The organism is Vagococcus allomyrinae (assembly GCF_017829975.1).
Lineage (GTDB): Bacteria > Bacillota > Bacilli > Lactobacillales > Vagococcaceae > Vagococcus_D > Vagococcus_D allomyrinae.
Genome location: NZ_JAEEGA010000013.1, coordinates 123,295 through 149,264, shown reverse-complemented (window position 1 = coordinate 149,264; position 25,970 = coordinate 123,295). Strand labels below are relative to the sequence as shown.

The following is a 25,970-nucleotide window of genomic DNA, read 5'->3' as shown; positions in this document are numbered from 1 at the left end:
TCTTGAACTTGAGGATATTTCCACGGCTTATGGAAATATCCTTAGGTTGTCAAATAAATCCCTAGTTTCTGCAAACTATTGTTATTTTTTTAGCGCCCACTATAATAAAGTAGAACATGTTCGATAACGTTTCCAATCCAAGGAGGATTATTAATGAATCAATCATCTGCTAAGGTTTCAGACAAATTACAGTATTATATGGGTGTTTTTTCTGGTAATGTCATTATTAAAACCATTTCTCAAGGAATGTTTAAACTATTCCCCTTAACTGCTGTCGGCTCTTTAGCCGCTCTGTTATCGAATTTAGGGATCCCCCCTTACCAGGACTTTATTGCCAAAACCGGTATTGAATCCGTTCTGCAACTAGGAACAACCATCACCATGGGCTTGATTTCGATTTATGTTGTAGCGGCCTTATCTTACGAAATGGCCGATCACTATCGTAAAAATAAAGCAACGGCCGTCCTTTTTGCCCTCATGAGTTTTTTTATCGTCACTCCCATTGGCAGTTTTGTTGATGGGGAAGCCACGATCTCTGCCATTAGCTTGGATTATTTAGGTTCAAAAGGGATGTTTGTTGGCATGATTGTCGCAATGGTTGTCACCAAACTCTACGCCTTTATTCTCGATAAAAAATGGATTATAAAGATGCCTGCTTCGGTCCCACCAAATGTGTCAACGTCATTCGCCGCTTTAATCCCTGGTTTTATCATTGGCTTGCTGATGTTGTTAGTCAATTGGCTGTTTTCGCTGACTGCCTACACTAATATTCATGATTTTATTTACGCCATCTTACAAAAACCTTTAGAAGGAATGGGCAGCTCGATTTGGGCGCTGATGTTTTTAATGTTTTTCTCTGAAGTCTTGTGGTTTTTCGGTATCCACGGCAGCATGACCACTTCGGCTATCTTATATACCTTATATCAACCTTTAGACATTGCTAATTTGGAAGCCTTTATGGCTCACTCAGATTTGCCAAACATTATTACCAAAACCTTTATCGACACGTTTAAAGGCCCTCGTCATCTGGCCTTAGCCTTAGTTTTATTGCTTATGACGCGAAGCAAACATTTAAAAACCGTTGGTAAAATTGCCATTGCGCCAGGCTTTTTCGGGATTAGCGAACCGATGAAATTTGGGATTCCCATGATTTTAAATCCCGTTATTTTTATTCCCATGACTCTGGCGCCGGTGATTTCCGTGGCCTCTGCCTATCTGGCGACGCTCTTAGGCATTTTGCCGCGAATCACTGGCGTAAATGTGGGCCTGCCTTTCCCTTTTATCGGCGCAGCTATTTCGACTAATTCTTGGCGTGGTGCGGCCTTTAGCATCTTTCAAATGGTTTTGATTATGCTGTTGTACATCCCCTTTATTAAAATTTTAGATAAGCAAAATTTAAAAGACGAACAAGAACCACAACTATAACAAGAAAGGTGATATTATGAGCTCACAACCCTTCACTATCCAACGAATAAACCAACAGTTTACCATCACAAAAAGTCAAAAAAATGGGCTTTCTTATGAGCTTTTTGTAGGGAACCAGCCCACATTATCAACTGAAAACAAACAATTTTTAGCAACTTTTTCCGATCAGGCCATCACGTTTCCTGATCCTGATTCCAGTCAGCGCCTCTACTTCTATCTGCGCTCTGAAACAACCCACTACCTAATCGCCGAACGCAAGGTGATGGTCCAGCTTAATAATTTACGGGATTTAGGTGGCTATTTAACTGACAACGGGCAGATCACCCGCTACGGGTTACTCTTTCGTTCCGATGATCTATTCCCTTTACCCCCTGAGGATTGCCGCTATTTGGAAGCGATGGCCATTAGATCGATCATTGATTACCGGAGCTTGGCGGAGCGCAATAGCCGACCCAATAAAAAAATAGCCACCGCCCAAGAATACATCTGTTCTCCCAACGCCAGTATGGCGGAATTAGCCAGTGCCAGCATGGAAACTGACAAGGAACGCATCGATCAGTTACTCAAAATCGCCGAGTCCCCTGACGCCCAAGCCTACTTTGAAAAAGGACGAGCAGGTATGGCGGAAGAAATGGCTCGTTTTGTCGAAGACCCACTAGGAATTGCGGCGTTTAAGGGGCTTCTGACCTTAGTCAAAAATCCTGACAATGCCCCCTTGATTCAACATTGTCGTGGCGGCAAAGACCGAACGGGTTACGGAACAGCGTTAATTCTCATATTATTGGGAGTGCCAACAAGGACTATTTTTGAGGATTATCTGCTCACCATTGAAATGAATCGAGAGCGCAACCACAAGCGCATGCAGGAATACCAACAATACACAGACCATCCCATGGTTTTAAAGGCCTTGGCCGATGCCATGAGTACCCAAGAAAGTTATTTACAAGCTTCTTTTGACGCCATGACTCGGCTTTCTGGCACACCCTTGGATTATATCTGTCACTATCTAGGGATTAGCGAGGCTGAGATCATCCGTATGCGCCAAGCTTATTGTTATTCCCCTGAAAGGTAAGCAAAGGACTAAAGAATCTGGGCCTTAGGCCTCAGATTCTTTAGTCCTTTCACTGTGATTAAAATGATCAATATAATGCCTCAATAATGAATCAACGGCTAAATCTAATGTCACGAAAGAGTAAATAACACTTTCCGAATTGACAATTTGATAGGGCGTTGTTTGGAAAAAAAGGTTATAATTGGCGATGCTAGCGATCGTGTTACTTTTAAACTGGGTAATTGCCAGTAAGTCTACCTGTCGCATCTTCAACAAGCGCAATTCATCAATAATCTCTGCTGTTTCTCCGCTCAGAGAGGCGATGATCAGTAAGTCGTCCTGAGACATTAAGGAGATATTGGTCATAAATTCTGTATGGGTGGGCAATGTCACCACAATTTTGCCAACAGACATCAGGTTTTTTGAGAGCTGCCTGACAATACTTTGCTGTGAAACCCCTGTCCCATAACAAAAAACGTGATTTGCTTGACGAATAGCGTCAACCATTGGTTCAAAATTTAATTGGGCCAACAGATCATTGGTGACTTGGACATCACTCATCAACAATTCCTGAGCGGACATTGTCATAGGAACTACGACTTTACGTGCTTGCAACTGCTTCAAGTAATAACGAAATTCCGAATACCCCGAAAAGCCTAGTTTTTGACTTAGCTTTAGTAAATAGGATTTGGACATGTGCACTTTTTGACCTAGCTCAACAATGGTTAAATCAGCACACTCCCCTAAATGATGATCGATCAATAACAACGTATCCAGATCATTTTGATTCAGAATTGGTTTATGTTCGATAATTAAATGCTCTAGTGACATGGCTCAGCCTCCTTTAAACTTGATTATAACACAGCTTATAGCGCTAACATATATGGAAAGGATTGCCGATGAAACTCTTAACTTTGAACACTCACAGTTGGCTAGAAGACCAACAACTGACTAAAATTGACACACTAGCGGAGCAAATTGCCTGCGAACGCTATGATATCATTGCACTCCAGGAAGTCAATCAACTTCATCAGGCCGACGGTTCTCTGATCTCCTGGCAACCTGATAACTACCTGAATCTATTAGTAACAGCTCTCGAAAAAAAAGGGCTGACCTATCACTGGCGTTGGGTCGCCACTCATTTGGCCTATGATAAATTTGACGAGGGGCTGGCCTTACTTTCATTGCACCCGATTGAAGAAGTCGCTGAATTATTGCTCTCCCCTCCAGAATTGGCTTACGATAACTACCAACGACGAAAAGCTTTGGGGATTAAAGTCACTATCCAGCAACAGAGCTATTGGTTTTATTCCGTTCATTGTTCATGGTGGCAGCCAAAACAGTCCATAGGTTTTCGTTACGAATGGGCCAGCTTGACTAAAGCGATCAAGCTCTCTGCTACAGTGCCTGTCTTCCTATTAGGTGATTTCAACAATCCTGCTGACATCACCGGCGAAGGGTATGAGCTGATCACTAAAAGCGGTTGGTATGACACCTTTTATTTAGCTGATCACAGAGAGGGGGCTGCTACAGTTGAAAAAAATATCGCTGGCTGGGAAGATAACCAGCAAGCGATACGCATTGACTATGTATTCTGTTCCCACGCGTTGCCAATAGCTAGCTCAATGATTCTATTTAATGGCGTAAGGGGCCCACTTATTTCAGATCATTTTGGTTTAGCTGTTAGTTTAACAAACAAGTTGACTTAGTCAAGTTGTTGCAATTGGGCTGCGTAATACTGAGACAATTCGTCAAATAACGGCTGAGAAAATGGCAGTTCTAAACCGTGACTGCCTTTTTTTAGTCTCTCCAAACAAAGGGTCCAGCCCGCTAGATCACGAGGTGTATGCTCGGTCACTGCAGTTAGCGTTTCTGCTAACTCAAGTCGGGTCTGTTCCTGAGATAACTGTGTCAATCTAAAGGTTACCTGATCTTCTCCCCATTCAAATCCGATGGTTGCCAACTCGTGATAACTGAAGATCGGCATGTTCAGTTGTTCGGTTTCCGTCATCACAAATACTAAGTGGCCTCCTTCAGCCAAGCTTCCCACTCTTAACTCTGGAAACCAACTGGCTAATCCCTTGTCAGTTGTTACTAAACGCCAAACATTAGCTAGGTTGATCGAGAGATCGACGTGCCAAGTGACAATTAAATCCTTCCCCTGCTTTTTAATGCTCCCTTTTTCCATGACAATCCCTCCACATTTTTACAAATAGGCAATCGCTTCTGCTCGAGTCATAAAGAAATGAATCCCGCCAGTTGAATCTGCCCAGCGATCCGGATTAAAATTCTCCGCAACCGCCAGTTCTCCCACCGTATAGATAAAGGTTTGGTCGGCGTAAGACACAGCATCGCGATACTCTTGACTAAAATCAATGCTTTTAATGGTCAAAACTTTAGCGTACTCGCAGCGACAACTGCTATCCGTTGCCGAGGTTCGCCGGGCCTCGGCTGGAATCAGCAATTGCACCACGCGATCGTCAAAACACTTCTTATAGGCCACAAAGGCCCCCTTTTCCGGGCAGTGAAGATGGAAAAACTGCGTCCCTTGATCCGCTTGAATCCCTGACAACTCTGCCTCTTCTAAAATTGCGCGATATAAGTTAGCGCCGAACAAGCGGCTGTCCCTTAAATTACACCCGCGTAAATCGGCCCCAACTAACTGGCAATTACTTAGATCGGCGCCAACAAACTGACAGTCACGACACAACACGTTCGTCAAGTCGGCCCCACTAAAGTCCGCTCCGCTAAAATCCATCTGTTTAAAGGTCGCATCTTTAAAATCTCGCCCACGCAGATCTTGATGGGACCAATCCAAACCACTAAAGACGCCTGCCATCAGAGCTTCGGTCATCTGTCTGTCTCTCCTCTCTCAACTTGACTATTCGCCTTGCCACTCCTTCATAAAAGCAGCTAAAAATACTTCCATCACTTGTTGACGTTCCTGGCCAATTTGGCGAGCTAATGGGGTATGCATCTTATCAGGTAATAACAATAATTTTTCATAAAAATGATTGATAACTGTTTCATTAACTCGATACTCTGCTTTATTTTTTAACTGACGAGGCGGTATCGCTGGATCGTAAATCCTATGCCCCGTATGACCGCCGTAATAAAAGGTGCGCCCGATCCCCATGGCGCCTACTGCATCCAGACGATCTGCATCTTGAACAATTTGCGCTTCAATCGTCAGTTCTTCTGGTTCTTTGCCGATACTGGCGCTAAATGACACATGATCGATGATATAAAAAATCGTTTGAACTTGACCTGAGTCGACGCCAATTGACAACAGAAACGCCTGTAGTTCAAGACGAGCTACCGCCACATCTGACACTAGCTTATCATCGATCACATCGTGTAAATAAGCACTAGCCACTACCAAAAAATGATCGCAGGCCTCACTTGCTGCCAAACGTCGAGCCATTTTAACTACCCGTTCAATATGATCCATACTATGACCTGAGGCATCTTTTTCCAGTACTTCTTGGGCATAGGCCGCAATTTGCTTTAATTGTTGTGTTTCTTCCATCTGTTAACCTCCTGATTGATCCACCAACATAGGGAGAGATCTAATTACTTCCTATGTTACTCTTTCCTTCAGAAAATTAATAGACTTTTAACGCTAATTATGGTGTTAACAGCCATTTTCTCCAGAACAGCTTAACTTTCCCGTTTTGCCACTAACTTTCATTGAAGCTAACCGTTGGTTTCTTTAGGTAGTTGAAGTCGTCTGTGATCTCGGAGGAGCCTCTGGAAGGTTCACTCCCTTTCTGGAAAATTAACTAGTTATTAAGACTATTATAACTTCGACAATCACGGATGATTATGCTATAAATCATAGTAAGTATGTCATTAGTCAGTTTTTAGTTGGACCTGAAAAGGACGTTCACCATTGGCAAACAGGATAAATAACTTTCCCCTTCATTTATCTCGAGGGAATGTCGGGTTTAACAGGATTAGCTAAAATAACAGTTTAAACTTCACCACTACCGCGATAACACTGATACAGACAGTCTATTCACTTATTTTAAAAGACAAAATCGGATTTTTTTATGTCAGGTTTAACCCGACATGACCACTTTTTTCGCCAATTATTACATAACAACTTGATAAATAGTCGCTCTTTGGTCACTTATAGACAAGACGCTCGCGATAGAAGTCCTTATCCATAACAAAATCAGTTTTTCCATTTCCATTGATGCCGGGTTTAACAGGATCAGCTAAAATAACAGTTTAAACCTCATCACCATCACGATAACACTGATACAGTCAGTCTATTTACTTATTTTAAAAGACAAAATCGGATTTTTTCATGTCAGGTTTAACCCGACATGACCACTTTTTTCGCCAACCATTAAATAACATCGCAACAAATCACTTACCAATTGCTTGGCGCGACCTGCACCGGATACACAAAAAGACTGGTTTCCCAGCCTTTCCGCTTATGCCTAATTATCCTGTTTCGTCGCCGCAATGACCAGCTCACGAATTGAGACGCTTTGAGGCATCTCATACATAAAAGCCACACTTTCAGCCACCTTTAGTGGGTCTAGCGCCACTCCGCCCATCGTTTCTTTCCAGTCATGGTAGCCATCTTTCATCTCTTGATTGGTAGTGTGGTTTAATAATTCCGTCTCAGCAGCGCCTGGCGAAATCAACAGAACTCTGACATTCGACTCAGCCCCTTCCAACCGAACGGTTTCGGTCAAACCGTGAACACCGTATTTCGTTGCGCAATAGGCCGCATGGTTGCCAAAGGCTTTAAACCCGGCAATCGACGACACATTCACAATCGTGCCTCGCTGACGCTCCTTCATCCCTGCCAAGACACAGCTGATGCCATTAAGCGTTCCTAAGACGTTCGTATCCAACATGCGGGACCACTCTTCTGGATCTTGATTAGCAACGTCTCCCAGCAACATCTGACCAGCGTTATTGACCAATAAGTCGACAGGTCCATAGAGCTTTTCCGCCTCTTGAATGGCCTCGGCAAAGCCTTGTCGATCACTAACATCCACTTGCTTCACCAGTGTCTTCGGTAAATGAAACTCTGTCATCTTTTCTTGACGACGGCCAATCAACAGCAGCGGATGCCCTTTCGCGCTAAATAAGTGGGCCATCTCTTTGCCAAATCCACTGCTAGCACCTGTAATCACGATTAATTCTTGTGACATTGTATTTCCTCCCTTGATCTACGAGTAGACGTATTCATGGAATTAGTATACATTGAATATACATAAATACTAGTACGCACTTTCAGGTTACCCAGTAACCTGAGGGTAACCATAAAGGAGCATAAACCATGTATCTAAACGAATTTGACGCCACCATGCAGCTGATTCAAGGCAAGTGGAAAATTTACCTACTCTATGAAATTGCGGACAATCAGATTGCCCGCTTCAATCAATTGTCCCGCAGTCTCCCCGCTATTTCCAATAAAATCTTAACCAATCAACTGCGAGAATTGGAGCAAGATGGCTTGATTCAACGAAAGGTTTTCCCGGAAGTCCCACCACGGGTCGAATACCAGCTCACAACGAAGGGCCATTCGATTATTCCCGTGCTTGACATTATTTGTCAATGGGGCTTGGCCCATGTGCCGGCAGAAGAACTCAAGGAAGTCCTCTGCGATGACGTCTAAAAAAGCCCTTGCATAATAAAGGAGAGTCTGAGATAATTTGCCTGTAGCTGCCATAAGTTCCCACAGCTTAAAGCTGGGATCTAATGGCCCTAACAACTTGATTCAATCAAGAACCGAAAGGATGATGGATATGAAAAAAACAATGGAAACTACCATGACAGCTCGTCACAACAAACACACGGAGGAGCAGGACATCTAAGCCATCTTCTCCAAGAAAAGGAGAACTGATTGAATACATTATTACATTTAGGTTGGCAAGAAGGCCACGAGCCTTTAAGCGACGAAAAAAAACAATGCCTAGCCAGAATTATCACCACTGGCCAAAATACTTATCAAGGGTTGACACCAGCAGGCCCGTGTCACTTAAAATTAACGGGGAAACTTTCCCATGCAATTAGCGAAAAGTACGATTTACCTGCTGTTGGTGACTGGGTGATTACCGATCCTCAGCGGCAAGTGATTCAGCAGATTATTCCCAGACGCTCTAGCTTTGTCCGCAACGTTGCCGGAAACCAAGATCAACGACAGGTGATTGCGGCTAATTTGGATGAAATTTGGTTGATTATGAGTTTAAATCACGACCTCAATTTACCGCGTTTAAATCGCTATATTCTCAATGCTTGGGACAGTGGAGCCTTGCCGGTCATCGTTTTAACTAAAGCAGACTTGATGCCAGATTCAGCAGAAACGGTTAAAGCCATTCAACATGAGCACCCGGGAATTGACGTCTTAACTTGCAGCGCAAAAACTGGTCTTGGTCTAGACTCATTGCGCCAGCGACTGACCAACTACCGCACCATTGCTTTGGTCGGTTCCTCGGGAATTGGCAAATCGACATTAATTAACCAACTGGCAGGTACGACGCTTCAATTAACCGGAGAGATTCGCCTAGACGATGATCGAGGGCGTCACACGACGACCTCTCGCAACTTATTAGCCGTTCAAGAGGCTTGGCTCATCGACACACCAGGTATGAGAGAATTTGGTTTATGGTCTACCGATGAACACTTGGATCAGACCTTTGAAGACATCGCTGACTTAGCTAGAGAGTGTCGCTTTAACGATTGTCGTCACAGCAATGAACCAGGCTGTGCCATCAATCAGGCCATTGCTGAAGGCACCTTAAGCAGCCTTCGATTTAAAGACTATCAAAAACTTCAGCGAGAGTTGGCCTATTTAGACAAGCGTCAACGCGACAAACAAAAAAAACAAAAGCGCCCTTAAAAACCACCACCAGCTGATTTCGGCTGGTGGTGGTTTTTTAAATCAATACCTTAGATTTTGCCACTTGAGCTTCTTCATGGGGGATATGGGCGAACATGTCTGTCAACATCCCTCTTAAGTCATACTCATAGTCAAAGCCCCACTCTTCTTTGGCACACGTCGGATCCAAGCTGTTAGGCCAGCTGTCGGCAATTTTCTGCAACAGTGGATTCACCTTGTAGGTCATCTCAAACTGCGGATAAATATCTTTAATTTCTGCCGCTATTTCCGCTGGTGTAAAACTCATGGAACTGATATTAAAGGCATTACGGTGAATCAGTTTAGCACCATCAGCCTCTAACAAATCAATGATCGCCTGAATAGCATCTGGCATGTACATCATGTCCAATCGAGTGTCAGCTGAAAGGGGACATTCGTACCGGCCTTGGTTGACTGCTTCGTAACAAATTTCAATGGCATAGTCGGTTGTTCCTCCTCCAGGCGGGGTTAAGTAAGAAATCAAGCCAGGAAAACGAACTCCCCGAGTATCGACACCGAATCGCTCATGGTAATAATCGCATAACAGTTCGCCTGCTACTTTATTGACACCATACATCGTCGTCGGCCGCTGGATCGTCACTTGAGGGGTTAAATCTTTCGGCGTGCTAGGTCCAAAAGCGCCGATTGAGCTAGGAGTGAAAAAGAGTAGCCCCATTTCACGAGCCACCTCTAAGGCGTTAAGTGTTCCTTCCATGTTGACCTTCCAAGCGAGCTGCGGTTTGGCTTCTGCCACGGCAGATAGCAGTGCCGCCAAATGGACCAAGGTATCGACTTGATATTTTTGAGCAATCGCCAGAAAATGCTGGTAATCCAACACATCCAACAGCTCAAAGGGCCCCTCATTGGGAATGGTTGAAGAGTCATCTGCCACATTACTCGTGGCGATCACGTTTTCTACGCCATACTTTCCTCGCAGTGCCCGGGTTAATTCTGATCCAATTTGTCCTAAGGCACCTGTAATCAATATTTTTTTCATTTCTTAGGCTCCTCTCTTCACTTGTTGCCTTTATTAAAGCGATCCCTTAGATTAAATCAAATTCCCGACCCACTCTTTCATAGACTGCCACGGCCTGATCCAACATCTCTTTCGTATGACCAGCCGTTGGCATGTTGCGCACACGAGCAGTGCCTAAGGGAACCGTTGGAAAGACAATCGATTTAACGTAAATGCCTTCCTCATAAAGACGTTTACTAAATTCCTGAGCTTTTTGTTCATCGCCAATCATCACTGGCGTAATGGGTGTTTCTGTTATCCCTGTATCGAAGCCCAGCTGGTTTAATTGAGTCTTAAAGTAATTGGCATTCTCCCATAACGCATCATTTAAGCGGGTGTCCTGATCCAAAATCTGCAAGGATTGGATCGCGGCAGCAGCATCTGCTGGCGTCATTGACGTGGAAAATAAAAAGGGCCGCGAACGCACTTTCAACCAGTCGATTAACGCTTGAGTCCCAGCCACGTAACCGCCGACGACGCCGATCGCTTTCGACAACGTGCCAATTTGAAATTCGACTTCTTTTTCCAAACCAAAATGCTTAACCGTGCCATGGCCATGACCTAAAACACCTGAACCATGGGCATCATCCACATAGACCATTAAATCAAACTCTTTGGCAATGGCAACTATCTCTGGTAATTTACAAATATCCCCATCCATGGAGAAAACTCCGTCTGTAATAAACATCGCCTTCTCATAACGACCAGATGACCTTACTTCCTGAGCCTTGGCTCTAAAATCCGCCATGTCCGAGTGATTCACCCGAATGATTTTAGCCCCTGAAAGACGACAGCCATCGATGATTGAGGCATGGTTCAGTTCATCTGACAAAATCACGTCATTTTTTCCCATAACAGCTGAAATCGCTGCCATATTACAATTAAAACCAGACTGATAGGCAATCGCCGCTTCGGTCCCCTTAAAGTGAGCCAGTTCTTGTTCTAAGTCTAAATGGACCTGCAAGGTCCCATTTATCGTTCGAACCGCTCCAGCTCCAGCTCCCCATTTTTCCAAACCAGCCTTAGCAGCCGCCACAACCCGACTGTCCGTCGCTAAGCCTAAATAGTTATTGGCAGACAAATTAATTAATTGCCGTTGTCCGATTGTGATGATCGGACCATTGGCACTTGCTAATGGTTCTATTTCATTGTAAAGTCCTCTGCTCTTAAGATCCGCCAAATTATCAGCTAAATACTGATCCAGTTCTTTACTCATTGACAATCCCTCCACCTTTTATGACATTCTTGGGCCAGGGAGATGATGAGTCTCTGACGTCATCATCTCTCGTGCTGGCCAAGTCTACTCCCTCTATTATAAAGGGATTTAAGCCAAATTGATAATAATATCAATCGCTTTCATCGTATCCTTAGCTAATTGTAATGGAGCTTCTTTGTAAGGGCTTAACTCAGCTGTAATTGGGCCATCATAACCACTTTCTTTCAAGGCCGACATCAAGCGTGGCCAGTCCAGATCACCGGCCAATAAATTCGTGAAACCTGTGATGTTTCCTACAGTTGTGTTAAAATCTTTGACATGAACCTTTGCAATTCGCTCACCTAAAATGCTGACCCATTGATGGGGAAACCCAAATTGTAAGACATTGCCAGCGTCAAAGTAAATTTTAATAAAAGGATGATTTATCTCATCTATGAACTGACGCATCTCTAAAGGGCTGTATAAAAACTTATTCCAGACGTTTTCAACCCCGATGACGATCCCCTTTGCTTCAGCATAAGGGGCTAGTTCGCGAAGGCCTTCCTGAGCCAAGCGGTAACAGGTCTCATAATCATTGTCAGCTGTGACAATTCCGGGAACAATTAAAACCGTATCCCCACCGAAAATTTGGCAGGCATCGATCATGCGGCGCGCGACTTCTTTTCCTTGCTCACGGATCGTTGGATCAGGAGAATTTAAGGGATACTTCCAGTGAAGGGCTGTCGCCACACTTGAAATTGGCAGCTCGTACTGATCTGCCAGCTGTTTGATTGCTTGTAGTTCGTCTGCCTTCATCTTCAAGGTGACATGGGGACTGTCTTCCAAGCCTAATTCTGAGACGATCGTCTCGTGTTTGACGTCTTCCGCCATGTTTAGTTCGATTGTTTCGAAACCTGCTTCCTTAGCCACTTTGAAGGTTTCTTCTATCGTTAAATTTGTTGGCAATGTCCAACTGTTAATCCCTATTTTCATCGTTAAACCTCGATTCTTTTTTGTTGGTTGATGGCTTCATACGCCAGTTGAAACATTTCGATTGTAAAGCGACCAGCCTTGCCATCAACTGGTGACGGTAAATCCTCTTCAATAACCTGTTTAAAGACTTTAAACATGGCCATGTCCATATCTGTTTCATAATAGACCCACTGATTGGCGTTATCCCCACTTTGGAAGAGTTCTGCCTTGCGCCCAAATCCGTCAACGACCGTCCGCCCCTTTTCAGAAATGATTTCCAAGACGGCATCGCCCCAAACTGGATAATGTTCCGGTCGATTCCATGACGTATCTAAACTCAAAACTTCCCCTGTTTTAAAGCGAACATGTAACAAGCCACTATCCTCTGTGGGAATATCACTGACAGCCGTCACCCCATTAGCTGAGACACTCTCGATCTCTAAGTTAAATAACCAATGAACCAAATCAGCAATATGGATGGTGTGGTCGACAATCGCGCCACCGCCGGATAACTCTTTTTCCACAAACCAACCACCTGGGATCTTCCCATGATTACTCGCATTGATGGCATAAATTTCGCCTAATTGCCCCTCTTCAACGGCGACTTTTAGCTCTTGCATCGTCGGCGCAAACCGCACTGGATGACAGACCAATAAGGTCACTTGATTGGCCTCAGCCGCGGTGATCATCTCATCGGCTTCTGCCACGGTCAAGGCCATTGGTTTCTCCACAATCACATGACAGCCATGATTAGCAGCCGCCACAGCCTGCTCTTTGTGATACTTATTTTCCGAACAAATGACGACCGTGTCACAGCCCGCTAATAATTGCTCTAAACTGACCACAAAAGGCAAATCATGACGTTTGGCACAGTCTTGACCGGCTTCTAAATGGTGATCGTAAACACCGGTCAAAGGGACCCCTAATTCCTTGAGACAACGAATATAACTTTCAACGTGCATATGCGCACATCCGACAATCCCAACTTTCATGAGAGCACCTCCACTTCACCTGTCGCTAAACTAGTATTAATCACGTTTAACCACTCGCGATTAGCACCATTTAATGGCACCACTTGATAAGCTGGTGGCTGAATACAATCCGAGGTAAAGGCTGTTTCACTTTCGGAATTAAAGCTGTAAAGTCCCTTGGTTCCAGCGATTTCACTCTTTTTAACAAAACCCGTTTTGACACTTTCTAAATTAAGCAAAAGGTTTGCCAAGACGTTCTCGGCAAAGGACAGCGTAATGACCAACACCTTTTTGCCTTTGGCGTAACTAGCGGACGCTGAATGCAAGTTCGTTACGCCAGCCCCTTTAATCCAGTCGATGACTTCGCTTAAAAGAGCGTCTTGTTGCTCTTGATACTCCTGAGGCAGCGTTAAGGAGTATCTTAAAAACGTCACCTTGCCAAGGTTCCCTTGCTTGACTTGCGCCAGGCTTGCTTGATCTTCTAATTTCATAGTCTCTCCTCATTTTCTATCTTTTTTTGATTCTGGCGCCAGCCTCAAGCACTAGCGGCCTGATTCAATCGCCACAATTCGATTGTCGTCAATCGCTTTTTGAGCCCCTAAGACCAAGCGTGTGACACTGGCACTACTAGTCAAATTTGAGCGCGGCTGACACCCTTCTTTGACACAACGAATAAACTCTAAGATCATCTCTTCATCACCACCACCATGGCCACCATTGTCGATAATCGTGTACTCTAATTTCTCAGCTTTAAGGCGGTCGTCAACGATGATTTTATTGCGTTCATCGTCAAAATACAATTCCCCCTTCGTGCCAAAAAATTGAAACTCACGACGATAATAGGCGCTAAAATGACAAATCGAATAGGTTAATTTGACTTTATTGCGATAGTTAACCAGTAAGGCTTGATGATCTTGGACGTCAATTTCACTCTCAAACACGCAATTATCCGGCCAATCCGCTTGCCAATCCTTACCTTTGTGGAGTTTAACGTTTAATAAACTTTCTTCACACTCGTACTGAAGCGGACAACTCCGACAATTTAAAGGTTCCATTAACGGCCCGCCAAATTTACGAACAGCACCAGGTTCGCCAAAGACTTCTAACCCACCTAGGCCAGCAACTTGTGTCGGTTCGGCATCAATCAACCAGTTGAGAATATCCAAACTATGGGTTGATTTCTGCAACAGTAAGCTATGGGCCTTTGCTTGGGTTCGGTGCCAATCGTGGAAGAAGGCATAGCCACCGTAATCGATATGATCAATGCCATTGGCTAAGAAGATCTCGCCGATAATCCCACTGGCAATCAACTCTTTTGCTTTGGCATAAAGGGGCGCATAGCGCAAGACGTAGCCCACTAAAAAGACTTTAGGGTAGTCCTTCAAGGCAACTTCCAATTCTCGGACTTTTTCTTCACTGATTTCCAGTGGTTTTTCACAAATAATGTGTTTCTGATGCTTAATCGCCTCTAAGACAATTTCACCATGAGTGTCGTCTGGTGTTGCGATAAAGACCGCTTCTACCTCAGGATTTTCAAGCAATACACGATAGTCCGTCGTCGTCGCAATCCCTTTCTCTGCAAACAACTCAAAATGATTGCCTCTGGCGTCGTTTACCATCACGACCTCGATGTCACCGTGAGGGATAAGCGTGTGCAAAGCAAATTTACTGCCACGATTGCCTAAGCCAATGATGCCAAATTTTATTGTCATTTTTTCCATCCTTTCATCTTTGGATGAGTTGCTATTCTCCCCATGATTATCTCAGTCAAGAAGCTTCTTGAACACCCTATATCCCTTAAAAAAACTTTTTCTATACATACTAAGTCCTCTATTAGAAATCTGGGAATCAGAAAAGCTATCTCTTATCGTTAGAAAAAAAGAGAGAGGGCTTCCTCTCCCTTTTCTTAGGATATATGAAAGAATATAACTTCCTCTAGATGCTAATCGACATCTCACTTAACTCTTGGAACCACTTAAGGCAATGCCTTCAATGAATTGTTTTTGGAAAATCAAAAACACAATAATCAATGGCACAATGGCTAAAAAAGTCCCTGCCATCAACATCGGATAAGCGGTCGCATGTTGCCCGCTTAGGGAAGCTAACCCTGCCGATAAAGTCATCTTCTCAGGAGAGGTATTGACAATTAAAGGCCACAACAACGAGTTCCAACCATACAACAAGGAAAAGATTGACAGGGAAATTAACGCCGATTTTGATAGAGGCAAGATGATGGTAAAAAAGATCTTTATGCGCGAACACCCATCAATAATCGCCGCCTCTTCAATTTCTTTGGGAATACTCATGAAAAACTGCCGCAATAAAAAGGTGCCAAAGGCCGAAAACAGCCCTGGTAGAAATAACGCTGGAATTGAATCCAACAGTCCTAGCTTTTGAACAATCAAATATTGCGGTATTAAAAATACTTGCCCCGGTACCATTAAAACCGATAATAGCAGAATGAATAACCCGTTCTTAAAGGGAAATTCCAAGCGGGCAAAGGCATAAGCTGCCATCGCACAAAAGAACACTTGGCCGATTGTAATAACCGCCGTTGAAATGAAGGTGTTAAAATAAAAGCGACCAAAGTTTAATTCCGTAAAAATATTAGAAAAATTTTGCCATTGAGGCACCTCTGGGAAAAACGTTGGCGGTATGGCAATCGCCTCACCATTGGTTTTTAAGGCCGTTAAGACCATCCACAAGAAAGGAAACACCATCATCACTGAGCCTAAAATTAACAGGATATGTACCCCGATCTTTTTACTACCTTTAGCTTCTTTCATGTTTTTTCTCCAATCGTTAATAATGAACCCATTTTTTCTGGAAACGGAAATTAATCACGGTGATCAATAGTGTAATCAATAGTAGAACCACTGAAATTGCTGCAGCATAGCCTTTATCATTATAGACAAAGGCATTGCGGTAAAATAAGTACGACAATGATTGAACACTCTTTAATGCTGGGTTTGTTTCGGAGTACATTAAGAAAATCAAATCATATACTTGCAGTGCAGAGATCAGCGAGGTGATCAAATTAAAGAAAACAGTCGGCGTTAACAAGGGCAGGGTGATTGAGAAAAACTTGCGAATAGGTCCTGCCCCGTCCATATCAGCGGCTTCATAGAAACTGCTGGACACCCCTTGTAGCCCGGCTAAATATAACACGATGGAGGTTCCTAACGAACTCCAAACGCCGACCATCACCAAAGCGATCATCGCCCAACGACTGTCCGTCAGCCAGTTGGGCCCGGCAATCCCAATCATCGATAGCAGTTGATTGATAATGCCATACTCAGAGTTAAACATCCATTTCCAAATCATCGCCACGGCTGAGGTCATCGTCACGGCCGGCAAAAAATAAATCACTCGGTAAAAACTGATTCCTTTAATCTTATTGTTCAGTAAGACGGCGATGACAATTGAGATAGCCACCCCTAATGGCACGGTGAAAACGGCGTAAGTAATCGTATTTTTCAACGCCGATAGCACTGTTGGATCTGTCAGTAACTTTTGATAGTTGGCCAATCCGGTGAAAGTATAACCACCGAATTGCCCCCATTGAGTAAACGAATAAAACGCATTTTGAACCATTGGTATTAAATAGAAAATCAATATCCCCAACAATAAAGGCGAGGCAAAGAGAATTGCGGTGAAAAGTCCTTCTTTGTCATATTTTTTGCCAAAAATCGTGATGGCTCCTTTTTTCATCCTAGTCACCCTTTACTATTTCGCTAATAAGGCATTTGCCTGCTCCACATACTTGGCGGCAGCTTCTTTGACTGTCATATTCCCCAACCACGCTTCATTAAAAATCTCCGTTTCAATGGCGATGGCCGCCATGCCATTTTTATTATTTGGCAGAGGCACTGCATACTCAACGGCATCCACAAACACTTGGATGTTCTTGTCTGGGTACGCGTTAACCCAGGCTTCTTGAGAACCGTCATACGCTGGGATCACCACCCCTGTTTCAGCTACTCTTTTGTTGACTTCTTCTGTTGATAAATAGGCGATCCACTTCGCAGCCGCTTCTTTATTTTTAGTGTGGGCCGACATTACATTGGCCAAGGCATTAGACGTTGTGGCTCTGACTTTTCCTTTTGGCAATGGAGCCACATCTAAGTTTTCTTTGCCGTAGTCTTCCCCAAAGAAGACTGGTGTCATATAAGAACCGTCAATTGCCATGGCCGCCTTACCTGACTGCAATAACTCCGATTGACTACTGTTGGCCATCATTTCAAGTGGAACAGCCGAGCCTTCTTCTTGGAACTTATGCCAAAACTCGACCCCTTCAATTGTCGCCGGTTGATCAAAGGCCGATTTTTTGCCATCATCTGTAAAAGGTTGGCCTTCATTTTGATAAATCGTTTCATAGTAGCCGCCCTGCCAAGTAACAGGTGTGGCCATTCCATAAATCCCTTTATCGACATCTGTCAATTTCTTCGCAACTGACTGCCACGTTTCCCAGGTCCATGTATCATCAGGATAAGCGACACCAGCGTCATCGAAGATTTTTTTGTTATACCATAAACCATTGGTATCAAAATCCTTAGGAACACCATATAATTTGCCATCATTTGTATAGGATTCTAAGTATTGTTCTGGGAAGTTGGTCACGTCCAACTCAAATTCATCGAGAGGTGCAACAACGCCTGCTTCAATATAATCTGTTGACTTGGGAATGTTTAACCAAAAAACGTCTGGAGCATTTTTTCCAGTAATCGCTGTTTCTAATTTTGTCCAGTATTGAGCCCAAGGGGTGATTTCCACTTTGATCTTGATATCAGGATTTTCTTTTTCAAAATCTTTGGCCACCTCTTCAAAAACTGGCGCTTGCGACTTATCCCACAAACCGTAAGAAATTTCGGTCTTACCACCCTTTTCACCACCTGCTTCTTGCTTGCCACACCCCACTACTGCCAGTGCTGCCACGCTCAACATTCCCAATAAAACTAATTTACCTCGCATTTTTCTAAATCCCTTCACTGTGTCCTTTTCCATACTTACTGCCTCCCTTTTCCATATTTTTAACGTTCTTCTTTAAATGTTTAAGGTTTAAAGAAAAACAACGTTCACAAAAGTTGGCGCTTTCAATTAGATCTATATAGCTCCTATTAAATAATGACGATCAGTCGTTAAACTTCCAACTAAAAAGAAGCTGAAAGCACCACTCTTTGTTCGTCATTATGTTGATAATCCAGTGGAACTATATGTCCGGATTATTTTACGGGATGTATATAGGTGACCAATTTCTGGTCAATCATCCCCGACTCTCTGGCAAACGGAAGAGCTTTTACGTGTTTGCTTCGTAAATTTTAATTGAGCGTTGATATTCACTGGGAGTCTGCCCCTCATACTTTTTAAAACTCGTCGAAAAGTAATGAACGGAATCAAACCCCGTTAATTGGGAAATCTCCGTAAAACTCAAGTTGGCTTCACGAATTAATTTTTTAGCCGCTTCCATCCGCAGAGCTTTTAAATACTGCATGACCGTATACCCTGTCTCCTTCTTAAAGAAGCGTTTTAAATAGGTTTTACTTAAATAAAATTCATTGCACAGATCGTCTAAAAGAATCGTATCGGATAAATTTTTTTCCAAGTAGATGACGATCTGATTAATAACGTCATCACGAAAATTCTTTTTTAATAATCCAGAAGAACGTTGCAGATTAACTGGATCTAATTCTACCCGAATCAAGGTTATTAAAAATTGTTGCAAGTAGAGATACATCATCTGTTCGGCACCGACTAAAGGATTTTTCAAACGATTATCTTGCTGATACAAGCGGCCTAAATCACTGACAAACACACTTTTTGATTCACCGATAAAACGGCCTAATAACTTCCGCTCATTTTCCGTTAAGGTCATGATCTTCTGATCAAAAAAGGCCATAGCTGTTGATTGGCAAATAAAACTAATCACCAGCACATTGGAAGCGACAATCCCATTACCACCAACAGTGTGGAACTCATTGGGTCGATGAAAAATAATATCCCCCTCTGACAATTGATAATTAATGCCATCTGCCGAGACTTCAATCTCCCCTTTGTCCACGTAGACAAACTCCCAAAAATCATGTTTCTCGCCCTCAAAAAAGTAACTTTTCGTGAACTCATTGTAATACACCGTAATGATGTTCTCGACCTCGATTAAAAAATTAGGCCTCTGTAGTTTGTCTTCAATATTTTCTCCGTCAAGTTGTGTCATGTTATTACCACCATTCATTTTCAGGTACGAGCTTTAGAGCTACATTATATAGAATAACATTCATAACGTCTGTCAAGTGAAATAAAAATCGCTTTCAACACCCTCATTATTACCTTAAAAGAGCTATTTGAATAGTCCGTCACTGATTGTTGGCCTTTTTGTATAAAATTTCGAGCCTTCTCATAAAACAGAATTTTTCACAAACTGTTCGGAAAATGAGTTGGGCTTTTTGTGCAAAAACTAAAGCCTTCATTCTAAATCTTCCAAAAGCCTTCTCTTGCTATGATGGACGTGCATAAAGAAAACGTTTTACACAAACTAGGAGGTTAGATAGATGTTAAAAGTCGGATTAGTCGGATTAGGATTTATGGGAAACTCGCATTTACAAAATTATCTTCGTTTAGAAGAAGAAGGATTTCCCATTAAACTCGTCGCCATTTGTGATGTAGATGAGGCGAAACAAGGCGGGGCTTTAGTTGAGGGAAACTTACCGACAGGTGTCAGCCCAGTGGATTTCAGTCAATACACGTTCTACCAAGATATGGCAGAAATGATTGAAAAAGAAGATTTGGACTATGTGGATCTCTGCCTACCTACTTATCTGCATTCACCAAAGGCAGTGGAAGCTATGTCGCTTGGGATGCCTGTTTTCTGCGAAAAACCAATGGCGATTTCTTCTGAAGCCGCTCAAGAAATGATTGATGCCTCAGAAAAATATGGCAAACAATTGATGATTGGTCAAACCTTACGCTTTTTCCCTAGCTACCTATATGTCAAAGAAACCATTGATTCAGGTCGGTATGGCAAGGTCGTAGCTGGTTCCTTCTTCCGTGGTGGCACCACACCTATTTGGTCATGGGAAAATTGGCTGCTTAAAAAAGACAAATCTGGTGGTTGTTTATTGGACCAACACATTCACGATGTGGACACCATCAATTGGTTATTCGGTCCCCCAGAGTCAGTCTCCACTAGCGGAAAAGTCATCAATGAAGGCAATGGCTACGACATCGTCTCCTCTAACTACCATTACGCCGATGGCAAAGTCGTCAATGCTGAAGATGATTGGACGATTAACAACGATGATTTTGGTTTTGAAATGCGTTTCCGGGTTAACTTTGAACGGGGCACCATCATCTTGGAAAATGGCAAGTTAAGGGATTACCCTCACGGCGACAAGAGTTTTGAACCGGATATTAGCAAAGAAAGTGGCTATTATTTGGAAATTAAACACTTTGCTGAAAGTATTCTCAACAACACTCAAGCAGATCTTCGAGTGCCTTCTGCCAGCGCCAAACAAACCATTTACATCGCTGAAAAAGAACAAGCGTCAGCCGATGCCAATGGCAAACGAGTCTCATTATAAACAAAACAGACGCCGTCACGTTGACGGCGTCTGTTTTGTTTCATTTCTATTGACTGGTTTTTTCATTAAGTAGTTGGTCAACAACTGCCCTTCTCGCTCAACCTGTTGTTGACTCACCTGACAGTAGCCGTTTTTTAAAAAGAATGGTTTAGCAGTAATCGAAGCCGCCACAGTGATCTCAGTCACGCCTTGCTGACTGGCCCACTTCTCCAGCTCGGCAACAAGCCTTTTAGCAATCCCTTGGCCCTGATACAAATGATGAACATATAAACGATCCAAGTAGCCTCCTTCAGTGATATCAGCAAATCCTACCAGTTGATGATTTCTTTCCATCACAACAGCATAATTTTTTGCTAATGACTGATGCCAGTCTTCTTGATTCCCAACTGGTTTGGCCCAAACCGCCAATTGTTCAGGGGAATAATCCTGACAATTAATCCGCTGCACCGTTTCATAAAATAAGTCATAGGTTCCTTTACCATCTCCTGCTTGATACCTTCTAATTTTCATCTGATCGCCTCATTTCTGCTTTATTAGTATAACATTTTTTAGTTCATATCAGCCGGGGTTAGGGTGACGAACCAAACAACTCCTCCCAGCTCTTAGCTGAGAGGAGTTGTTTTATTTTTTGTACCTCGCCACTCGCTCATCTTGAATGACGCCGCTAAAATTCATGCCGAAGGCAAAATCATAAACATTTCCTTGACTGTCGGCATAAGCTTCCATATCGTGAGGCACATCCTCTTGTTGCGTTTCCACTGTCTCCATATGGGCTGGTAGTTGGAAGGGCAACAAGCCACTAGGTTCCGTTTCCCCACTGATGATTGTCAACAAGGCTTGATTCGTCGCACTAAAATGAATCAAAATACTGTCAGCATAAGGTTCAAACTCCTTGGGAACGGTCGGGTTATTGCTGTCCAAAGTGACGATAACTGGCTTATCCCCCATGGCTTTCTTCGTCGCAATCAATTGATCCAAATCGGCTTCATTTTCAACCGTATTGGTCTTCCCCCGATAGCCTCGGTCAAGCTCTTTTTCTAAGGGATCGCCACCAGCAATGCTCACCTCTCGTGCTAAATCTGCCCTATAAGGACGGTATTGCAATGAAACGGGTAAATAGCCAGTCTCTTTATGATAGCCAACCGATTTAGGTGATTCCATCATGACTAGGGCAAAATCAGCTTCTTCTGGTGTCGCCACTAAGTCGTAATAAGCGGTGATCGTCTCTGGTAAAATTGGCAATTCCTCTGTTGGAGCCGTCGCTTGCCCAAACCAGTTAACGCTTGCTGGACGCAGGCGTTTAGGAATATAAACTTTCTGCCTAGCCTTACGAGGCAAGACCTCAGATTCGTTTTTTACTAGTACCACTGACTTTAACTGCGCCTCAAAGCCTTTCCTTTGGTAGGTAGGAATGCCATAGTGAGCTTGGGATTCTGCCAAATCCAAATAGGGATTTTCCATTAGGCCAGTTCTGAAAATATTGCGTAATAAGCGGGTCGCACTGCCTTCAAATTTTTCTCGCATGTGCAACTCCCCATGCTCTGCCACTCCTAAAGCATAGGCTTCCATCACCGGTGCCGCTTGGTTATTGCCACCAAATTGATCCACACCTGCTACCAATGCTTTATAATGGCGCTCCGCTACCGTTAGTTGCTCCACGCCCCAGGGCTTGCCAACCATAAAGGAATCAATTTCCGGCGCGTCATGAGTAATATTCCAATCGGTACAGACCACGCCTTGGTAGTTGTATTTATCTCGCAATAATTCGGTAATTAAATGGTGATTAAAGCCATTGCCGACCATTTCATTACTTTGATTGTGGCTGATGGTGTAATAGGGCATAACAGCACTGGCTTGCCCAGTCTTATCCAACTTAAATGCCCCGTCAATAAATGGCTTTAAATGTTCGTTAAAATTATTACCAGGATAAACAGCAAACTTCCCGTAACCGTAATGAGCGTCGCGACCGCCTTCACCACTGCCGCCCCCTGGCCAATGTTTGACCATGGCATTGACGCTCTCCTTGCCCCAGCCGTTTTGACTGTTTTGGAACCCTTCACAATAAGCTTTAGCCAGATCCGCACTCAATTGGCTGTCCTCACCAAAGGTCCCGTTAAATCGCATCCAACGAGGTTCTGTCGCAATGTCAACTTGAGGCGACAAGGCCGTCGTAATGCCTAACGCACGATACTCTTTAGAGGCAATCTCACCAAACTCCTTGATTAACTTAGGTGAAAATGTCGCAGCTAAACCTAATTGGTGAGGCCACTTAGAAATATCACCACCTGCCCCAGCGTCAAATTCACTGTGGGCGCTGGTTGTATGACGAGGGTCACTGCTGATGTTGACCGGAATACCTAAATCCAGCGCCTCTGCATAGGCTTGCAGCTTATTGGCCCATTTGACACCAGTCTCCAAATCCTCAACCGCTGTCAATAAAACATGACGCAACCGTTCATTTTCCAAAAATTCCTTTTGTTGGTCACTCAAATCAGAAATAACCGCGTGACTCTCAGACAGTGGTTGGCCATCATAGGTCCCGGCAAACATCGTACCAAATAGGCCTTCCGTCGAGACAGACTGATGAGCACTATATAGCATCAAGCCCGCAATATCTTCTAAATCCATTTGCTGAACAAGGTCCGCAATCCGTTCATCAATCGGCAATCGCCAATCTTCATATGGATCAAGCACCCCATTTTTATTTAAATCTTTAAAAGCAAAACCTGCCTCCTCTATCAAGTTAACAGGACTATTTTTAGCATAGCCCAGAGTTGCCCCATGATCATTTTTCACCAAATAATGATCCTTCTGTTCTTCAATCCGATATTTTTTCATCCTCTTACTTCCTCCTACTGTATAAGGACCCCATTAATTAATCCTCGTTATTTATTTCCCCCTTACATCATAATACGATTTACTCCAATAGACAATTAATAGCATCAATTGCTTCTCTTTATCGACGACTTTCAACAGAAAGTATCCCCCATATCGTTTCGACTTGTTAGTTAGTTCAAATCGCTGCCTAACTAGGCAGCGTATAAGTGTATACATCAATCGCTCACTCTTGTCGGATGATCAGACGAATGATCTGTCTGATTATTTATCACGATGTCTACATTTATTAATTTTTGCGTCCCGTTTCCTCACAAAAAAAACTCACCTTAATTAGCTTGAATAACCAAAGGTGAGATCACTGTCTTTTAATTACATGTCACATCTTAATCTGGTTCAACATGATTGAAAGAAGTCCTTTCATTGTATATGAATCTTCTTCTGGGATTGTCGCTTGCTTGCCACTGGCTTGGATCGCCCTTTGGGTGACGGGACCTATCGCCCCGATGCTTAATGTTTCAGGAACCGTTTTAACCACCTCATAAAACCGTTGCCAAGCTGAAGGGCTCGCAAAAAAAGCCAGATCGAGTTCTCCACTGGCCAATAAAATCCGTAACTGCTCCTCACTAGGCTGTGGCATCCGATTTTCATAGATAACCTGCTCCTCTACTTGGTGCCCTTCAAGGCTCAAGGCTTCACTGATGTTTGATCGAGCTAGATCACTTTTAGGTAAAAGAATTCGTTGGGGCTTTTGACAAGTCTCTAACCATTCCTCAATAAAGGTATCTGAGGTGTAACGAGAAGGCATAAAGCTTATCCGTCCCTTATGGAAAGTAACAGCTTTAGCCGTTTGTTGGCCGATAACTGCGATTTTTTTTGCTGCTAATAAAGATTTATCGATTAAGCCTTCGTAAAAGTAGTGAACGGCATTAGAACTGGTAAAAAAGAGCCAATCAGTTTGAGCTAAGGTTTCAGGAGTTTGTTTATAGTGACAGCTGTGAGTCTCAATTAAAGGAATCTCGTAGACATGATAAAGTTGGTCATCAATTAACTTGCGATCCTCTTGATTTTGTTCTGGGCTGCGGGTTAATAAAAGCGTTCGCTTAGTCATCGAGCTTCCTCATCCCTTGAGCAGCTGCCAAACCTAAAGCGTGGCCATCCTTGCCCTTATAAACATTTCGTTGGTAGTCTCCTGGTTGCCGACTCCCTCGCATCACCGTTAACACAATCTCATCTCCTTGAACATGAGCATAAGCCGCACTTGTTTGATTAGCCTCGAGGGTCGACATGCCGAGTAAAAATGCTCGTTCGGCTGCAGCACAGCTCATTGTCTCGGGGTCTGCCACGCTTGCCAAAATCCTTTGAATATAGTGGTCCCCTTTCCGACATTCCAAACCTAAAATACCTTGGCCAACTGAAGGAATAAAGCGCTCTTGATCAAAAGAAACCAAACTAAACCCTTCATGATTTTGCCAGCCTAATCGATTTAACCCTGCATTAGCTAAAATAATGCCATCAAAATCTCCTTTAGCTAATTGTGCCAAGCGCTGATCAATATTACCGCGAATCGAGACCGGTGTCACATCCGGTCGCAAGCGTAATAGTTCAATTTCTCGACGAAGACTACTCGTACCGATGACCGCTCCCACAGGTAATGTCTCCAAACTCGTTGCGGTTCTCATAATCAAACTATCGAAGGGATTTTCTCGTTTAGGATGACTCGCAAGAATGAGCCCCTCAGTTAAGACCGTTGGCAAATCCTTTAAGCTATGAACCGCAAAATCAATTGTGCCAGACTTAATAGCTTGACCGATCTCATCGGTAAATATTCCTTCTTTGCCAAATTGGCTTAAGGCCGTTTGTTTGTCCCGATCCCCTTTAGTGCCTAGTTCCACTACCTCAAAGGCTAGTTCTGGAAAGACTTGTTGTAAGTCCGTCACAACCAACTTTGTTTGTTTCATTGCCAAAGGGCTTTTCCGCGTCCCTACTCGTATCACTTTTTTCACCTTCAACCGACCTTTCTATAACGCTGCCGTTCTCCATTCAGAT

Annotated in this window: 25 protein-coding genes; 6 read left to right on the top strand and 19 right to left on the bottom strand. The window is 43.4% G+C overall.

Features of this window, described 5'->3' with window-relative positions:
* Positions 1–153 precede the first annotated feature (153 nt).
* A complete protein-coding gene (locus I6N95_RS18565) occupies positions 154–1,425 on the top strand; it encodes a PTS sugar transporter subunit IIC (protein WP_209530835.1) in 1,272 nt (423 codons plus the stop codon).
* Positions 1,426–1,441: 16 nt separating this feature from the next.
* A complete protein-coding gene (locus tag I6N95_RS18560; RefSeq protein ID WP_209530834.1) occupies positions 1,442–2,497 on the top strand; it encodes a tyrosine-protein phosphatase in 1,056 nt (351 codons plus the stop codon).
* Positions 2,498–2,521: 24 nt separating this feature from the next.
* On the opposite strand, the gene I6N95_RS18555 is transcribed toward I6N95_RS18560, so the two are convergent.
* Positions 2,522–3,307 (bottom strand): MurR/RpiR family transcriptional regulator, encoded by a 786-nt coding sequence (locus I6N95_RS18555; protein WP_209530833.1) that lies wholly within the window; start codon positions 3,305–3,307, stop codon positions 2,522–2,524.
* A gap of 68 nt (positions 3,308–3,375) precedes the next feature.
* Between I6N95_RS18555 and I6N95_RS18550 the strand changes: the two genes are divergently transcribed.
* On the top strand, positions 3,376–4,185 hold the full coding sequence (locus I6N95_RS18550; RefSeq protein ID WP_209530832.1) for an endonuclease/exonuclease/phosphatase family protein: 810 nt from the start codon (positions 3,376–3,378) through the stop codon (positions 4,183–4,185).
* Here the strand turns inward: I6N95_RS18550 and I6N95_RS18545 are convergent.
* The 4 genes from I6N95_RS18545 to I6N95_RS18530 all read right to left on the bottom strand — a co-directional run bounded on the left by I6N95_RS18545 (position 4,182) and on the right by I6N95_RS18530 (position 7,650).
* Entirely contained in the window at positions 4,182–4,664 is a 483-nt protein-coding gene (locus I6N95_RS18545; RefSeq protein ID WP_209530831.1) for an SRPBCC domain-containing protein, read from the bottom strand. The two genes, I6N95_RS18550 and I6N95_RS18545, sit on opposite strands and share 4 nt — an antisense overlap.
* 18 nt (positions 4,665–4,682) lie before the next feature.
* The gene (locus I6N95_RS18540) at positions 4,683–5,330 is read right to left on the bottom strand and encodes a pentapeptide repeat-containing protein (RefSeq protein WP_245249673.1); all 648 of its coding nucleotides are present in this window, start codon (positions 5,328–5,330) and stop codon (positions 4,683–4,685) included.
* A gap of 27 nt (positions 5,331–5,357) precedes the next feature.
* Positions 5,358–6,005 carry an HD domain-containing protein gene (locus I6N95_RS18535; RefSeq protein WP_209530830.1) on the bottom strand — a complete coding sequence of 216 codons (648 nt, stop codon included), beginning with the start codon at positions 6,003–6,005 and terminating at the stop codon, positions 5,358–5,360.
* A 919-nt stretch (positions 6,006–6,924) separates the two neighbouring features.
* Complete coding sequence (locus I6N95_RS18530; protein ID WP_209530829.1) at positions 6,925–7,650, bottom strand: SDR family oxidoreductase; 726 nt, start codon at positions 7,648–7,650, stop codon at positions 6,925–6,927.
* Positions 7,651–7,778: 128 nt separating this feature from the next.
* Here I6N95_RS18530 and I6N95_RS18525 point away from each other — a divergent pair, with 128 nt between their 5' ends.
* Together I6N95_RS18525 and rsgA are read left to right on the top strand one after the other, a co-directional pair.
* Positions 7,779–8,117, top strand: coding sequence for a winged helix-turn-helix transcriptional regulator (locus tag I6N95_RS18525; RefSeq protein WP_209530828.1), 339 nt, complete (start codon positions 7,779–7,781; stop codon positions 8,115–8,117).
* 228 nt (positions 8,118–8,345) lie between these two features.
* The gene (gene rsgA, locus I6N95_RS18520; protein WP_209530827.1) at positions 8,346–9,341 is read left to right on the top strand and encodes a ribosome small subunit-dependent GTPase A; all 996 of its coding nucleotides are present in this window, start codon (positions 8,346–8,348) and stop codon (positions 9,339–9,341) included.
* Between the two features lie 37 nt (positions 9,342–9,378).
* On the opposite strand, the gene I6N95_RS18515 is transcribed toward rsgA, so the two are convergent.
* The 10 genes from I6N95_RS18515 to I6N95_RS18470 form a co-directional block, all read right to left on the bottom strand.
* Positions 9,379–10,356, bottom strand: a complete 978-nt coding sequence (locus I6N95_RS18515; RefSeq protein WP_209530826.1) for an L-threonine 3-dehydrogenase — start codon at positions 10,354–10,356, stop codon at positions 9,379–9,381.
* 46 nt (positions 10,357–10,402) lie between these two features.
* Positions 10,403–11,590, bottom strand: a complete 1,188-nt coding sequence (locus tag I6N95_RS18510) for a glycine C-acetyltransferase (protein ID WP_209530825.1) — start codon at positions 11,588–11,590, stop codon at positions 10,403–10,405.
* Between the two features lie 108 nt (positions 11,591–11,698).
* Positions 11,699–12,562, bottom strand: coding sequence for a sugar phosphate isomerase/epimerase family protein (locus I6N95_RS18505; protein WP_209530824.1), 864 nt, complete (start codon positions 12,560–12,562; stop codon positions 11,699–11,701).
* Positions 12,563–12,564: 2 nt separating this feature from the next.
* Entirely contained in the window at positions 12,565–13,533 is a 969-nt protein-coding gene (locus I6N95_RS18500; protein WP_209530823.1) for a Gfo/Idh/MocA family protein, read from the bottom strand.
* Complete coding sequence (locus I6N95_RS18495) at positions 13,530–14,003, bottom strand: hypothetical protein (protein WP_209530822.1); 474 nt, start codon at positions 14,001–14,003, stop codon at positions 13,530–13,532. Before I6N95_RS18495 ends, I6N95_RS18500 begins: the two co-directional genes overlap by 4 nt.
* Before the next feature lie 51 nt (positions 14,004–14,054).
* A complete protein-coding gene (locus I6N95_RS18490) occupies positions 14,055–15,224 on the bottom strand; it encodes a Gfo/Idh/MocA family protein (protein ID WP_209530821.1) in 1,170 nt (389 codons plus the stop codon).
* Positions 15,225–15,470: 246 nt separating this feature from the next.
* Positions 15,471–16,298: a carbohydrate ABC transporter permease gene (locus I6N95_RS18485; RefSeq protein WP_209530820.1), complete on the bottom strand. Its 828-nt coding sequence runs from the start codon at positions 16,296–16,298 to the stop codon at positions 15,471–15,473.
* A gap of 16 nt (positions 16,299–16,314) precedes the next feature.
* Positions 16,315–17,223 carry a carbohydrate ABC transporter permease gene (locus tag I6N95_RS18480; RefSeq protein ID WP_209530819.1) on the bottom strand — a complete coding sequence of 303 codons (909 nt, stop codon included), beginning with the start codon at positions 17,221–17,223 and terminating at the stop codon, positions 16,315–16,317.
* 15 nt (positions 17,224–17,238) lie between these two features.
* Complete coding sequence (locus I6N95_RS18475) at positions 17,239–18,516, bottom strand: ABC transporter substrate-binding protein (protein ID WP_245249671.1); 1,278 nt, start codon at positions 18,514–18,516, stop codon at positions 17,239–17,241.
* A gap of 292 nt (positions 18,517–18,808) precedes the next feature.
* Positions 18,809–19,723, bottom strand: coding sequence for an AraC family transcriptional regulator (locus I6N95_RS18470; protein ID WP_209530818.1), 915 nt, complete (start codon positions 19,721–19,723; stop codon positions 18,809–18,811).
* Positions 19,724–20,057: 334 nt separating this feature from the next.
* Here I6N95_RS18470 and I6N95_RS18465 point away from each other — a divergent pair, with 334 nt between their 5' ends.
* Positions 20,058–21,086, top strand: a complete 1,029-nt coding sequence (locus I6N95_RS18465) for a Gfo/Idh/MocA family protein (protein ID WP_209530817.1) — start codon at positions 20,058–20,060, stop codon at positions 21,084–21,086.
* Between the two features lie 15 nt (positions 21,087–21,101).
* On the opposite strand, the gene I6N95_RS18460 is transcribed toward I6N95_RS18465, so the two are convergent.
* From I6N95_RS18460 to hemC, 4 genes are all read right to left on the bottom strand, one after another.
* Positions 21,102–21,596 (bottom strand): GNAT family N-acetyltransferase, encoded by a 495-nt coding sequence (locus I6N95_RS18460; RefSeq protein ID WP_209530816.1) that lies wholly within the window; start codon positions 21,594–21,596, stop codon positions 21,102–21,104.
* 111 nt (positions 21,597–21,707) lie between these two features.
* Positions 21,708–23,924, bottom strand: coding sequence for a glycoside hydrolase family 3 protein (locus I6N95_RS18455; RefSeq protein ID WP_209530815.1), 2,217 nt, complete (start codon positions 23,922–23,924; stop codon positions 21,708–21,710).
* A gap of 376 nt (positions 23,925–24,300) precedes the next feature.
* A complete protein-coding gene (locus I6N95_RS18450; protein ID WP_209530814.1) occupies positions 24,301–25,032 on the bottom strand; it encodes a uroporphyrinogen-III synthase in 732 nt (243 codons plus the stop codon).
* A complete protein-coding gene (hemC, locus tag I6N95_RS18445; RefSeq protein ID WP_209530813.1) occupies positions 25,025–25,927 on the bottom strand; it encodes a hydroxymethylbilane synthase in 903 nt (300 codons plus the stop codon). Before hemC ends, I6N95_RS18450 begins: the two co-directional genes overlap by 8 nt.
* Positions 25,928–25,970 lie beyond the last annotated feature (43 nt).

Coding starts and splice junctions, on each gene's coding strand:
- I6N95_RS18540 (WP_245249673.1), bottom strand. CDS start 5,330: ATGACCGAAGCTCTGATGGCAGGCGTCTTTAGTGGTTTGGATTGGTCC.
- I6N95_RS18515 (WP_209530826.1), bottom strand. CDS start 10,356: ATGAAAAAAATATTGATTACAGGTGCCTTAGGACAAATTGGATCAGAA.
- I6N95_RS18450 (WP_209530814.1), bottom strand. CDS start 25,032: ATGACTAAGCGAACGCTTTTATTAACCCGCAGCCCAGAACAAAATCAA.
- I6N95_RS18460 (WP_209530816.1), bottom strand. CDS start 21,596: ATGAAAATTAGAAGGTATCAAGCAGGAGATGGTAAAGGAACCTATGAC.
- I6N95_RS18560 (WP_209530834.1), top strand. CDS start 1,442: ATGAGCTCACAACCCTTCACTATCCAACGAATAAACCAACAGTTTACC.
- I6N95_RS18530 (WP_209530829.1), bottom strand. CDS start 7,650: ATGTCACAAGAATTAATCGTGATTACAGGTGCTAGCAGTGGATTTGGC.
- I6N95_RS18490 (WP_209530821.1), bottom strand. CDS start 15,224: ATGACAATAAAATTTGGCATCATTGGCTTAGGCAATCGTGGCAGTAAA.
- I6N95_RS18535 (WP_209530830.1), bottom strand. CDS start 6,005: ATGGAAGAAACACAACAATTAAAGCAAATTGCGGCCTATGCCCAAGAA.
- I6N95_RS18505 (WP_209530824.1), bottom strand. CDS start 12,562: ATGAAAATAGGGATTAACAGTTGGACATTGCCAACAAATTTAACGATA.
- I6N95_RS18480 (WP_209530819.1), bottom strand. CDS start 17,223: ATGAAAAAAGGAGCCATCACGATTTTTGGCAAAAAATATGACAAAGAA.
- I6N95_RS18465 (WP_209530817.1), top strand. CDS start 20,058: ATGTTAAAAGTCGGATTAGTCGGATTAGGATTTATGGGAAACTCGCAT.
- I6N95_RS18455 (WP_209530815.1), bottom strand. CDS start 23,924: ATGAAAAAATATCGGATTGAAGAACAGAAGGATCATTATTTGGTGAAA.
- I6N95_RS18500 (WP_209530823.1), bottom strand. CDS start 13,533: ATGAAAGTTGGGATTGTCGGATGTGCGCATATGCACGTTGAAAGTTAT.
- I6N95_RS18475 (WP_245249671.1), bottom strand. CDS start 18,516: ATGGAAAAGGACACAGTGAAGGGATTTAGAAAAATGCGAGGTAAATTA.
- I6N95_RS18550 (WP_209530832.1), top strand. CDS start 3,376: ATGAAACTCTTAACTTTGAACACTCACAGTTGGCTAGAAGACCAACAA.
- I6N95_RS18565 (WP_209530835.1), top strand. CDS start 154: ATGAATCAATCATCTGCTAAGGTTTCAGACAAATTACAGTATTATATG.
- I6N95_RS18510 (WP_209530825.1), bottom strand. CDS start 11,590: ATGAGTAAAGAACTGGATCAGTATTTAGCTGATAATTTGGCGGATCTT.
- I6N95_RS18525 (WP_209530828.1), top strand. CDS start 7,779: ATGTATCTAAACGAATTTGACGCCACCATGCAGCTGATTCAAGGCAAG.
- I6N95_RS18470 (WP_209530818.1), bottom strand. CDS start 19,723: ATGACACAACTTGACGGAGAAAATATTGAAGACAAACTACAGAGGCCT.
- I6N95_RS18495 (WP_209530822.1), bottom strand. CDS start 14,003: ATGAAATTAGAAGATCAAGCAAGCCTGGCGCAAGTCAAGCAAGGGAAC.
- I6N95_RS18555 (WP_209530833.1), bottom strand. CDS start 3,307: ATGTCACTAGAGCATTTAATTATCGAACATAAACCAATTCTGAATCAA.
- I6N95_RS18485 (WP_209530820.1), bottom strand. CDS start 16,298: ATGAAAGAAGCTAAAGGTAGTAAAAAGATCGGGGTACATATCCTGTTA.
- I6N95_RS18545 (WP_209530831.1), bottom strand. CDS start 4,664: ATGGAAAAAGGGAGCATTAAAAAGCAGGGGAAGGATTTAATTGTCACT.